14 protein-coding genes are annotated in these 11,629 nt (G+C 55.7%); 8 read left to right on the top strand and 6 right to left on the bottom strand.

The genetic code is table 11. The annotated features are described in order from the left end of the window. The first annotated feature begins 474 nt into the window (after positions 1-474). The 3 genes from treA (at position 475) to P3C52_RS18020 (ending at position 4,522) form a co-directional block, all read left to right on the top strand. Positions 475-1,698 (top strand): alpha,alpha-trehalase TreA, encoded by a 1,224-nt coding sequence (treA, locus tag P3C52_RS18030; protein ID WP_275556294.1) that lies wholly within the window; start codon positions 475-477, stop codon positions 1,696-1,698. Further along, positions 1,593-2,144: a trehalase family glycosidase gene (locus P3C52_RS18025; RefSeq protein ID WP_275556302.1), complete on the top strand. Its 552-nt coding sequence runs from the start codon at positions 1,593-1,595 to the stop codon at positions 2,142-2,144. Before treA ends, P3C52_RS18025 begins: the two co-directional genes overlap by 106 nt. Positions 2,145-2,362: 218 nt before the next feature. Then, complete coding sequence (locus P3C52_RS18020) at positions 2,363-4,522, top strand: TonB-dependent siderophore receptor (protein ID WP_275556293.1); 2,160 nt, start codon at positions 2,363-2,365, stop codon at positions 4,520-4,522. Positions 4,523-4,624: 102 nt separating this feature from the next. On the opposite strand, the gene P3C52_RS18015 is transcribed toward P3C52_RS18020, so the two are convergent. Then, complete coding sequence (locus P3C52_RS18015; RefSeq protein WP_275556292.1) at positions 4,625-5,488, bottom strand: SDR family oxidoreductase; 864 nt, start codon at positions 5,486-5,488, stop codon at positions 4,625-4,627. 119 nt (positions 5,489-5,607) lie between these two features. Between P3C52_RS18015 and P3C52_RS18010 the strand changes: the two genes are divergently transcribed. After that, positions 5,608-5,976 carry a helix-turn-helix domain-containing protein gene (locus tag P3C52_RS18010; protein ID WP_275556301.1) on the top strand — a complete coding sequence of 123 codons (369 nt, stop codon included), beginning with the start codon at positions 5,608-5,610 and terminating at the stop codon, positions 5,974-5,976. A 39-nt stretch (positions 5,977-6,015) separates the two neighbouring features. Here P3C52_RS18010 and P3C52_RS18005 read toward each other — a convergent pair whose 3' ends face one another. Next, positions 6,016-6,264 (bottom strand): GlsB/YeaQ/YmgE family stress response membrane protein, encoded by a 249-nt coding sequence (locus P3C52_RS18005; protein WP_103057839.1) that lies wholly within the window; start codon positions 6,262-6,264, stop codon positions 6,016-6,018. A gap of 13 nt (positions 6,265-6,277) precedes the next feature. Continuing rightward, positions 6,278-6,475 (bottom strand): hypothetical protein, encoded by a 198-nt coding sequence (locus P3C52_RS18000; protein ID WP_275556291.1) that lies wholly within the window; start codon positions 6,473-6,475, stop codon positions 6,278-6,280. Positions 6,476-6,689: 214 nt separating this feature from the next. Here P3C52_RS18000 and P3C52_RS17995 point away from each other — a divergent pair, with 214 nt between their 5' ends. Both P3C52_RS17995 and P3C52_RS17990 read left to right on the top strand, forming a co-directional pair. After that, positions 6,690-7,424 carry a flagellar brake protein gene (locus P3C52_RS17995; protein WP_275556290.1) on the top strand — a complete coding sequence of 245 codons (735 nt, stop codon included), beginning with the start codon at positions 6,690-6,692 and terminating at the stop codon, positions 7,422-7,424. A gap of 100 nt (positions 7,425-7,524) precedes the next feature. Then, on the top strand, positions 7,525-8,673 hold the full coding sequence (locus tag P3C52_RS17990; protein WP_275556289.1) for a mechanosensitive ion channel family protein: 1,149 nt from the start codon (positions 7,525-7,527) through the stop codon (positions 8,671-8,673). Here P3C52_RS17990 and P3C52_RS17985 read toward each other — a convergent pair. Next, a complete protein-coding gene (locus P3C52_RS17985; protein WP_275556300.1) occupies positions 8,658-9,278 on the bottom strand; it encodes a transglycosylase SLT domain-containing protein in 621 nt (206 codons plus the stop codon). The genes P3C52_RS17990 and P3C52_RS17985 overlap by 16 nt on opposite strands. A 190-nt stretch (positions 9,279-9,468) precedes the next feature. Here P3C52_RS17985 and ldcA point away from each other — a divergent pair, with 190 nt between their 5' ends. Further along, the gene (ldcA, locus tag P3C52_RS17980; protein WP_275556299.1) at positions 9,469-10,425 is read left to right on the top strand and encodes a muramoyltetrapeptide carboxypeptidase; all 957 of its coding nucleotides are present in this window, start codon (positions 9,469-9,471) and stop codon (positions 10,423-10,425) included. A gap of 1 nt (position 10,426) precedes the next feature. Here ldcA and P3C52_RS17975 read toward each other — a convergent pair whose 3' ends face one another. Continuing rightward, a complete protein-coding gene (locus P3C52_RS17975; protein ID WP_275556288.1) occupies positions 10,427-10,810 on the bottom strand; it encodes a hypothetical protein in 384 nt (127 codons plus the stop codon). Positions 10,811-10,997: 187 nt separating this feature from the next. Between P3C52_RS17975 and P3C52_RS17970 the strand changes: the two genes are divergently transcribed. Beyond that, positions 10,998-11,354: a DUF4186 domain-containing protein gene (locus P3C52_RS17970; RefSeq protein ID WP_275556287.1), complete on the top strand. Its 357-nt coding sequence runs from the start codon at positions 10,998-11,000 to the stop codon at positions 11,352-11,354. A 56-nt stretch (positions 11,355-11,410) separates the two neighbouring features. Here the strand turns inward: P3C52_RS17970 and P3C52_RS17965 are convergent, their stop codons facing one another. Continuing rightward, the gene (locus P3C52_RS17965) at positions 11,411-11,590 is read right to left on the bottom strand and encodes a hypothetical protein (protein WP_275556286.1); all 180 of its coding nucleotides are present in this window, start codon (positions 11,588-11,590) and stop codon (positions 11,411-11,413) included. Positions 11,591-11,629: the final 39 nt, after the last annotated feature.

The following is an 11,629-nucleotide window of genomic DNA, read 5'->3' as shown; positions in this document are numbered from 1 at the left end:
AGAAAGCCTGAGCGAAAGTTCAGGCTTTTTTGTATGCATAGTTGCCGATAAATAGCGTCAGCCCGTATCTCAACGGCAGCTGAGATTAGCGGTAAGCAATCATTTCAATGAGTTTTGCCAGTTTTCTGACGGTCAGATAATTCTCTTAATAAAGTGAGTCATTGACGGCATGAATATCTACCTGAGTACCCCGCCTTTATCTGCATTTCATCCTTTATTGACTGCCTTTTTGTTTAAAGCGGATAAACATTGCCATTTAAGACGCTGCGCGATTTGTTGAAACCGTTCATGACGAGGCTTCCGTGGGGCAAGCAAAGTGGCATGGAAGCAAGACCTAAACAAAAGTTCAGGTGTAAACCCTAATCCAACTCACATTTCATAATCTGACTACAAGCAAACTATTAAATTTCGTCTAAAGTTTTTTGAAGGGTCAAACACTTACAGATCATGTCTGGTCTGGACAAGGAGATACTGATGACGAAAAAGGCCGTAAGCTCACAATGGAAAGGCGCGATGTTATTGCCTTTGCTGATTACCGGCGCGCTAACTACCGGTTCTTTTTATGCTCAGGCGGCGGATGAACAGCATCTGCTTAGTCAGGCACCGCAGCCGCCGGATGTGCGTCTGGGACCGCTTTATCATGCGGTTCAGGCGGCAAAATTCTTCCCGGATCAAAAGACCTTTGCCGATGCGGTGCCGAAGTACAATCCTGCATCTATTCTGGCCGACTGGCAGATGCAGAAGAACCAGCGCAATTTCGATTTGCGCCGCTTTGTTGATGCTAATTTCACCGTGCCGGGCAAAGGCGAAGCCTACGTGCCGCCCGCAGGACAAAGCCTGCGCGAACATATTGACGGCCTGTGGCCGGTACTGACGCGCACTACCGATAAAGTGAATCAGTACGACTCGCTGCTGCCGCTGCCGAAGCCTTACGTGGTACCGGGCGGTCGCTTCCGCGAAGTCTATTACTGGGACAGCTATTTCACCATGCTTGGCCTGGCTGAAAGCGGTCACTGGGACCGTGTGCAGGATATGGTGGATAACTTTGCGCACGAGCTGGATAAGTATGGTCATATTCCCAACGGCAACCGCAGTTATTATCTGAGCCGCTCGCAGCCGCCGTTCTTCAGCCTGATGGTCGATTTGCTGGCGCAGCATGATGGCGAAAAGGTTTACAGCAAATATCTGCCGCAGCTGCAAAAAGAGTATCAATACTGGATGGCGGACGCTGAGAGCGTCGCGGCGGGCAATGCCAGCAAACGCGTAGTGAAGCTGAAGGATGGCACGGTGCTGAACCGCTACTGGGACGCGCGCGATGTACCACGCACCGAATCCTATATGGATGACATCGCGACGGCGGAAAAAGCGAAGCAGCGTAACAAGGCGGAACTCTATCGCGACCTGCGTTCCGGTGCCGCCTCCGGCTGGGATTTCAGCTCACGCTGGTTTGACGATCCCAACGATCTTTCCACTATCCGCACCACGGAAATCGTACCGGTGGATCTGAACGCCCTGCTGTTCCATCTGGAAAAAACCCTGGCGCGCGCCAGCAAGTGGCGGACAAACAGAGCGACAGCCAGCGTTATGACGATCTGGCGGAAAAACGTCAGGCGGCGATCAATCGCTATCTGTGGAACGCCGATGGCGGCTGGTATGCCGACTATGACTGGAAGCGCAGCAGCGTGCGTACCCAGCTGACGGCGGCGGCACTGTTCCCGCTCTATATGCAGGTCGCCAGCGATGACCAGGCAACTAAAACTGCCGCAGCGGTGGAAAAACAGCTGGTGAAGGCGGGCGGTCTGGTGACCACCAATGTGCATAACGGCCAACAATGGGATGCGCCGAACGGCTGGGCACCGCTGCAGTGGGTTGCTGTTGAAGGTCTGAATCATTACGGCAAGCAGACGCTGGCGAAAGAGATTGGTATGCGTTTCCTTGATAACGTACAGGCAACCTATGACCGCGAGCATAAGCTGGTGGAAAAATATGTGGTTGAAGGCAATCTCGGCGGCGGCGGCGGCGGTGAATATCCGCTGCAGGACGGTTTTGGCTGGACCAACGGCGTCACTCTGAAGCTGATGGATATGTACTGTCCGAAAGGCGTGACCTGTAACAATGTTAATGATATGAAAAAATCGCAGTAGTCTTATCCCGCCCGGCCAGCCGGCCGGGCGTTCCCATTAATCCCCTGAATCCCCACATTTTATCTGGAAATAATCAGATAAATTACATCTTGAATCGCCAACAGAGAAAGATAATAATTCTCATTAGTCTTTCCAGTTACATGAAATTTACATCTCCATAGCTGCTGGCCGCGCGCTGTTACCGGGCGGCCATTTCGATTCTGTTTAAGGGAAATAAAATGGGAATGCCTTTTAACCTGAAACGTTCTGCGCTGCTCTGCTCACTGGCGCTTGCCGTACCGGGTTTGTCCGTCGCTGCCGAAACCATGGTTGTCACCGCACAGCCCACGGAAACCGCCGATTCGCCGACCGTCGGCTATACCGCTAAAACCAGTGCAGGCGCGACGAAAACCGATCGCCCGCTGATTACCACCGGCCAGTCCGTTTCCGTCGTGACGCGTCAGCAGATTGAAGATCAGGGCGCGATGGACGTTAACCAGGCGCTGAACTACTCCTCAGGCGTATTTACCAACTTCGCCGGCGCGGCCACCCGCTACGATACCGTTTCCCTGCGCGGCTTCCACGGCGGCGACGTTGATAATACCTTCCTTGACGGTCTGCGCCTGATGACCGACGGCGGCAGCTATAACGCGCTACAGGTCGATCCCTGGTTCCTTGAACGTATCGACGTGATTAAAGGCCCCTCCTCCGCGCTTTATGGTCAGACCGTGCCGGGCGGCCTGGTTATGATGACTTCGAAGCGTCCACAGTTTGCGCAGGAAGGCCATTTCCGTCTGATGGCCGGTAATAACAGCACCACCGGCGCAGCGTTTGACTACACCAATGCGCTGAACGATCAGTGGGCGTTTCGCATTACCGGCATTACCCGCAACAGCGATACGCAATATGACCATACGCGCGAAGAGCGCTATGCCATCGCGCCGTCGCTGCTCTGGCAGCCGGACAGCGATACGACGTTACTGCTGAAAGCCTATCTGCAAAAAGATCCGTCGGGCGGCTACCACGGTTCGGTGCCGGGTGAAGGCAGCATTACTGAACGTAATGGCCGCAAGCTCAGCAACGGTTTTTACGACGGTGAAAGTTCAATCGATCAGTTTAAGCGCCGCGAACAGATTTACAGCTACGAGTTCTCTCATCGCTTCAACGATACCTGGGCTTTCCGCTCAAACGCCAGCTACACCCATTCGAATGTCGATTTAGATCAGGTGTATCAAATCGGCTGGATTGGCGACAGCGACCTGCTGGATCGCTACTATTCCGGCGAGCGCTCCTCGCTGGATGCCTTTGCTATCGATAACCAGCTGGAAGCAGATTTCACGACCGGCGAGGTCGAACATACGCTGGTGCTGGGCGCCGACTATCATCAGTATCGCAACAAGCTGTGGGATGCCAGCGCCTATGTCGATCCGCTTAATGCGGTAACCGGCGCGGGCGGCAGCAATTTCTGGCAGACCGCTTACGATCCAGCCAATCCAGACGCCGCGCGCGTGCCGGGGCTGTACGCCTATAATCAAACGCGCCGTTATTATCAGGCTGGCGTCTATTTGCAGGATGAGATGCAGTGGGATAAGTGGCATATGACTCTCTCCGGCCGCTACGATCGTCTGGTGGCGAAAAGCACCAACGATACGACGGATACCAGCCGCCGCCGTTCCGATGACCATATCAGCGGACGCGCCTCGCTGCTTTACGCCTTCGATAACGGTATTTCGCCTTACGTCAGCTACAGCCAGGCGATTACGCCATCCAGCCTGCCGGATGCCAACGGCGATCTGCTGAAACCGACCACCGCCGAGCAGTACGAAGCCGGGGTGAAATACCAGCCGCCGGGTACGTCTGATATGTACTCCGTGGCGGTTTACGATCTGACGCAGAAAGATGTTGGCAACCGTATTGTGAACACCTCGTTCTACGAGCCAGCCGGAAAAGTTCACTCACGCGGGCTGGAACTGGAAGCGCGTAACCAGCTTACGCCGCGCTTCAGCACTATCGCTAACTACTCCGTTACGCGCGTGCGCTTTAAAGATGCTATCGACGGCAACGATGGACATACGCCTTACGTCACGCCAAACCAGATTGCGTCGCTGTGGGGGCACTATAAGTTTGATTACGGCATCAGCGCGGGCGCGGGCGTGCGCTATTTCGGCAAGCAGTGGGCGGACAACGAAAACACCACGCGTCTGCCGTCAGCCACGCTGTTTGATGCTTCCGTGCGCGCCGATCTCGGCGTGTGGAATAATCAGCTGAAAGGCGCATGGGTGCAGGTTGCCGCCAATAACCTGACCGACCGCAAATATATCGCCGCCTGTTACGGCACCGGCAACTGCTACTGGGGCGCCGAGCGTTCCGTGGTGGCTACCGTCGGCTACGACTTCTGACGGTTTGTCAGCTATCGGGAGGCGCACGCTCTCCCGAACGCGAGTCAAATATAAAGGAGGCTTTTGCCTCCTTTATATTTGTCTGCAGTCTGTAACCTGTTATCAGGCCTGGCTTGCCTTCAGTGCGGCAGCGATCGTTTCCTGCCACGGCGTAGTGGCGCGCCCAATCAGCTGACTCAGCGTTCCGCTCTCATCATACAGCCCGCCCTGCGCGGCGCCCGCGTCCGAATCCGCCAGCATCTCCGCCAGCCCCTGCGGTAAGCCCGCTTCAATCAGCAACGCGGCGAAATCCTGCTGCGCAAGAGGATGCCACGCGATGGGTTTACCACTTTGCCGCGCAATCTCTGCGGCAAATTCCGCCAGCGTATAACTGCTGTCGCCTGCCAGTTCATAGATTTTGTTTACCGGCTCAGCCTGCGTAATCACCGCTGCAGCTGCTGCGGCATAATCCTGCCGCGCGGCGGAAGCGATGCGCCCGTCCGCCGCCGCGCCGGTAAAGGCGTTGAATTTCAGCGCCGATGGAATACTGGCCGCATAGTTTTCCGTATACCAGCCGTTGCGCAGTAGCGCATAAGCCAGTCCTGAGGCCGCCAGCGCCGCTTCCGTTTGGCGATGCTCCTCCGCCAGTCCTAACGGCGAACGATCGGCATGCAGCAGGCTGGTATAAGCCACAAACTTCACGCCATTTCGTTTTGCCGCATCAATCACCGCCTGGTGCTGCGGCGCGCGCTGGCCCACTTCGCTGGAGGAGATCAGCAACAGGCGTTCTACGCCCGCCAGCGCCTTCTCCAGCGTGGCAGGATTGTTGTAATCGCCCTGACGGACAATCACCCCTTTCGCCGCCAGATCCTGCGCTTTGGCGGGTGAACGCACAATCGCGACCACCTTTTCAGCAGGCACTTTAGTTAATACGCAGTCGATTACCAGACGGCCAAGCTGGCCGGTCGCACCCGTAATTGCAATCATCGTTTACCTCCTTTCAGATAAAATATGGTGTCCAGACAGCGTACGGGATAGACTTACTTAAAGTAAGTACTTACAGGAATGTTAGTGTGGAAAAAAAATCTGCTACCTTATCTGAGGTGATGGCTGCGCGCGGCGAACTGCTCAATCCCGACTGCCCGTCGCGTGAGGTGTTGAAACGGATGACCAGCCGCTGGACCATGCTGGTGATGCTGGCGCTACAGGATAAAACGCTGCGTTTTAGCGAAATCCGCCGCGCCGTCGGCGGCATCAGTGAACGCATGCTGGCGCAAACGCTGCGTTACATGGAGGAAGACGGATTGCTGGCGCGCAAAGCCTGGGATGTGGTGCCGCCGCATGTGGAATATAACCTGACGCCGCTGGGCCAGCAGGCCAGTATTTATGTGCTGGCGCTGGCGGACTGGCTGGAGAGCCATTTTCCGCTGATCGAGCAGCGCCGACGTGAACACAATGCGCCATCGCGTCCATAAAAAAAAGGAGGCCGAAGCCTCCTTTTTTGTTGCTGATGCTTAGTGACGTACTTTGCGGTAGATAAACAGTACGACGATGGCACCGATAACCGCGACCACGAAGCTGCCGAAGTTAAAGCCATCCACACGACCGAAGCCGAAGAAAGTACTGATCCAGCCGCCGACTACGGCACCGATAATACCCAGGATGATGGTAATGATAAAACCACCACCGTCTTTACCCGGCATAATCCATTTAGCGATGATACCGGCGATTAAACCAAAAATGATCCATGACAGAATTCCCATCTGTAACTCCTTCTTATTTACGGCTAATTAACATACCAACGATGATTCCCACTACGGCACCGGCGCCAACGCCCGCCCAGGGGTTACTTCTTACATACGAACACGCCTGATGCGTTACGTTGTTCATTCCGCGACACAGCTCACTGCTTGCTTCGCGCGAGCGATCTTGCGCATATTCCAGGCTGTCACGTGTTTCTTTTTTCGAAAACATTACCTGCCTCCTGAGATCGGTTAGCGACTGACCTGTCCACCACACTTCTGGCAACAAGTATAGGACATGATTCTAACTATGTGATTTCAGAGATAACTTTTTGCAGCTTTTTTATCCTAAAAAGCAACAGCAGCTATAAATTTCCGCGCGGCAGCGCCGATAACAAGCGGATACGAAGGCGGTAACTATTTTTAAGCATTGACGGGAGCAGGAAGTGAAAGAGCCAGATAACGAGCAATATTACAAACGAGGCACGCTGGCGGTGCTGGGCGTGCTGCGCGATATCGCGCGTGACGACACCCCGATCCTGGTTTCCCATGCGCGCGGCCAGTTTATCAGCCGGATTCTTTCCGTAGACAAAGAGCAGCTGGTCATCGATTACGGCAGCAACGATTATGACAACCAGGTCACGCTGGAGATGCAAAAGCTGAATGTCACGGCGGAAATGAAAGGCGCCAAGGTTGAATTCAGCCTGCCGCAGCTGGAAGCCGCACACTTTGGCGGTTTGCCCGCATTCAGCACGCCGCTGCCGCCTGAGCTGCTGCAAATCCAGCGCCGCGAATATTTTCGCATCAGCGCGCCGCTGGAACCGATTTTTTACTGCCATGCCAACTGGCCTGACGGCAGCAAAGCGCGTCTGCGCCTGCAGGATATTTCGCTGGGCGGCATCGGCGTACTGGTCGAAGGCGCGATGCCGGAAACGCTGGCCAGCGGCGAAATCTGGCGCGGCCTGCGGCTGGATATGGGTGAATATGGCGAGCTGCAGGTGGACGCGCAGCTGTTGCACGTAGGCGCGCGCACCACGGTCAGCAGCAAAAATGAAACTATCTCCACGCCACGCCTGAGCTTCAGCTTTACCTCGCTCGGCCCGGCCAAAGAACGCCAGCTGCAACAGATCATTTTTGCCCTGGAACGCACGGCGCGCGAGAAGGCGATGCGCTTCCGTTAACCAGCTTCCACTCTCCACGCCTGGCAAAGGCCACTCACCTGAGCCAGGCTTACAGTTGATTTTTTTGTCCATTCCATCAACCGTAAGGAGATGTTCCCTAATGGAAACTCTGTTTTCCGACCGGAATCTGGCGCTGCTGTTTAACCAAACGTTCTGGTTTAATACGGTTATCATCGTCGCCGGAACCGTCATCATTTACTGGCTGCTGCGTTCGCTAATCAGCTTTATTAGCTCGCGCCTGGGGCGTTTCAGTAACGATCACAGCTCGCGGTTTTACAATATCGCCGTCGAGATGCTGCGCACTACCAGCCGCCTGCTGCTGTTTATCTTTTCCCTGCTGATCGCCCTTAAATTTGTTGATTTGCCCGCCGCCTGGCACAGCCGCATTTCCCACGGCTGGTTTATCGCCCTGATGTTGCAGTTCGCGCTGTGGCTGGATTGCGGCGTACGCCTGTGGCTGCGGAATATGCTGCGCGAGCCGTCGCACGTGCGTAATCCGGTCACCATGGTGATCCTCGGCATTATGCTACGGGTATTTATCTGGGCGATTATGATGCTGGCGATCCTGTCGAATATGGGCGTCAACATTACCGCGCTGGTCGCCAGTTTAGGCGTGGGCGGTATTGCGGTCGCGCTGGCGATTCAGACGGTGCTGAGCGATGTATTCGCGTCGCTGGCCATCGGGCTGGATAAACCTTTCGAGATTGGCGACTTTATCGTTTTCAACGATGTTGCCGGATCGATTGAACATATCGGCTTAAAAACCACCCGTATTCGTAGCCTGAACGGCGAGCAAATTGTCTGCGCCAACGCCGTGCTGCTGCAGCAAACTATTCATAACTATAAGCGGATGCAGGAGCGACGCATTCAGTTCCGCTTTGGCATCAGCTACAACACGCCGGCGGAGAAAGCGCGCCAGATCGGCGGCATCGTTAAAGAGATTATTCAGGGCGTGGAGCAGACGCGCTTCGATCGCGCCCACTTTTTATCGTTCGATGTCTCGCAGCTGACCTATGAGGTGATCTATATCGTCACCGACGCCGATTACAACAAATATATGGATATTCAGCAGGAGATTAACCTGCAGCTGATGGAGCGGCTGGCCGCGCTGGATGTCCACTTCGCCTTCCCGATTCGCCATGTGCAATTTACCGGCGGCACGCTGCCGGAAGTGAATATGTCGGGGAAAGCGTCAAACGAAGAGGAAGACGGCCAGCAAGCTGACCGTGAAACTCAGATGGTGCGGTAAGCGGTATTCACCTTCCACAGGTAACGCGGCGCCTGTGCAGCCGGATGTTTGGTCTGCACATGGCGCCGAAATTCTTCCGGTGACATCTCATTAATCATGGCAATGGCGCGATCGCGGTCGCGGGAAAAGGTACGCAGCAACGCGCCCGCGCCGTTGGCATAAGCGACGATAGTGGCGTCACGCAGGGTTTGCGGATTGCGAATGCCTGCAAGCTGGCGCTGTTGCAGCAGGCGAATATAGGCGGTACCAATATCGATATTTTTTGCAGGATCGCGCAGTTCGCGCGTGGAAGGCTGCCCGTGCCGTCCCTGGGCGCGATAAACTTCCCGTCCGGCGGTAGAGGCTTTAATTTGCATCAGGCCAACGGCATTGGAGCGGCTGATCACATCGGGATCGCCGCCCGATTCAACGCTAATAATCGCGTTAATTAAGCGTTGATCAACGCCGTAATGACTGGCGGCGTTTTCGGTAAACATCGACCAGGCCTGCGAAACGCGTGCCGGCGGCGCTTTGGTCAATGGTGTTTGTTGCTCGTGATGGGTTTCTCTGGCGGTTTTACTGGCGCAGCCCGCCAGTAACAGTGCTGAAAGCACCAGCATCCTCATTTTCACGCTGTCGGGTTCCTTGTCGCCTCGTTGCTCTGTGTCATCTTACTGAGCGGCGCGTTTTTAAAAATTGCCGCTTTTCTGAATTGCAGAATAAAGTGTGACAAATGATGACTTTAGCCGGGCTTTTCGTCATCATCACGCCAGCTATGCCCTTCCGGCCAGTCGTGTTATTCAGGAGTGTCCATTAATGAACCCGCAAACGCCCCGCACCTTTCATCTTATTGCGCCTTCCGGCTACTGCCATAACCAGCCTGCCGCCGCGCTGGGTATCCAGCGATTACAGCAGGCAGGCCATCAGGTTGCCAACCAGAGCGTGACCGGCCGCCGCTTTCAGCGTTTCGCCGGCAGCGATGCCGAACGGCTGCAGGATATTAACGCCCTCGCCCGGCTCAGTCCGCTGCCCGATATTATTCTGGCGGTGCGCGGCGGTTACGGCGTGACGCGACTGCTGGATCAAATCGACTACGCCGGACTGAAGCAGCAGCTGGCGGCGCAGCCGGTCGCGCTGTGCGGCCACAGCGATCTGACGGCGTTGCAGCTGGCATTACTGGCGCAGTCGGGGCTGATCACCTTCAGCGGCCCCATGCTGTGCGGCAATTTCGGCGCACCGGACCTTTCAGCGTTTACCTGGGAGCGCTTCTGGCAGGCGTTAACCTCACCGGAATTTACGCTCTCATGGCACAGCAGCGCACAGCCGCTCGCTGAGACAGAAGGCACGCTGTGGGGCGGTAATCTGGCGATGATTATGACGCTGGTCGGCACGCCGTGGATGCCGCAGATCGATGACGGTATTCTGGTGATCGAGGATATCAACGAGCATCCGTTCCGCACCGAGCGCATGCTGCTGCAGCTGCATCAGTGCGGTATTCTGGCGCGCCAGCGGGCGATTGTCGCGGGCAGCTTCAGCGGCTTTACCCCGACGGACTATGATAACGGCTTCGGTTTCGCTACCGTCTGGCAACGCATTCGCGACCTGACCGGCCTGCCAGTGATTGACGGCCTTGATTTCGGCCATGAGCAGGCTACGGTAACGCTGCCGCTGGGGGCACGCGGCGCGCTGAGCGTCCATCAGGGGCAGGCGAGCCTGCGCATCAGTGGTCACCCGGTCTTACGCACCGCTGCAACATCGGAAAATCAGGTGTAAATTACGAATCGATATGGTTGCGGTCGTCAAAACGCTCCAGCGTGACCGCATCCACTTCCCGTTTTGCGCTTCGGCTACAGGGCAGCAGCTTTTCACTATTGTGATAGGCGAACCAGGCTTCGCCGCTGGTTTGATTAATCACTAAGCGATCGCCGTTGCGAAAACGGGTAATGGAGACTTTGGCGCCGTTTTTCATGGTGTGATGCGTCTGCCCGGAGGCGACCTGGAAATGGCGCTGCGGCCACATTAGCGTCGACAGGCCATGTTGCGCGCGCGAAATGGTCATCACCGGACGTCCCGGACAGGTAAGCTGGAATTCGGTTTCGCCCTGGGCGGAGGCGGACAGCAGCGTCAGTAATCCCGCAGCGAACAACAACCTTTTCATAAATGCACTAATCCTTAGCGTAAAGAGTAAAAAAATAACGACCCTATAATCCTTAGTCTGAGCGCGCCGAAAATGCGAATCAGGGGTTTGATCTGGCGCAAAAGGTTGCAGAAATTCCTGCGCCAGCGCTGCCGGTTTGACACTACGGCCTGCGCCGTTAAGATCGGCGGGATAAACAGGAGTCTTTATGTCTGAACTTGATCGGCTGTTTCAGCGCCTGGCCGCCTCGCCTTTTCGTCGTCGCTTCCGGCTGGGCAGCAAAGAGTACCAATATTGTCTGGAGAAAGGCCCGGAAACGATCGATCGGCACGCCGCGGATTTTATCGCTCAACGCCTGGCCGATGCCGAACCGCGTAACGACGGCAAGCAAACGCCAATGCGGGGCCATCCGGTCTTTATCGCCCAACATGCTACCGCGACCTGCTGCCGTGGCTGTCTGGAAAAATGGCACCGGATCGCGGCACATCAGCCGTTAAGCGCCGAACAGCAGCGCTATATCGTTACGGTGATCCACGCCTGGCTGGTTAAAGAGATGAACCGCTAAACTGACGGCTGCATCGGGCGGATTTTAGATCCGCTCAAATTTTGTGCCAGGTTGCGCTATTCAGCGGCAACCTCTGCGGCCACCAGCATTAATGCCAGCCCCGCATCCTCTTCCTGATAGTCGTTCATAACGCCTTTGATCCGGCCAATACAGGCTTCCACCTGCGCTTTCTGCGGCTGCGGCAGGCTGTCAATTGCGTGACGAATCAGCATCAGGCTTGCTTCTTCTTCTTTCATTCCTTCCTTCCCTTACGTGACAGGGCGCACAGTTGCCAA

The sequence above is a fragment of the Mixta sp. Marseille-Q2659 genome, from assembly GCF_940807255.1.
Lineage (GTDB): Bacteria > Pseudomonadota > Gammaproteobacteria > Enterobacterales > Enterobacteriaceae > Mixta.
Note: the sequence above shows the minus strand (reverse complement) of the source record. Positions and strands in the feature narration are given on the sequence as shown.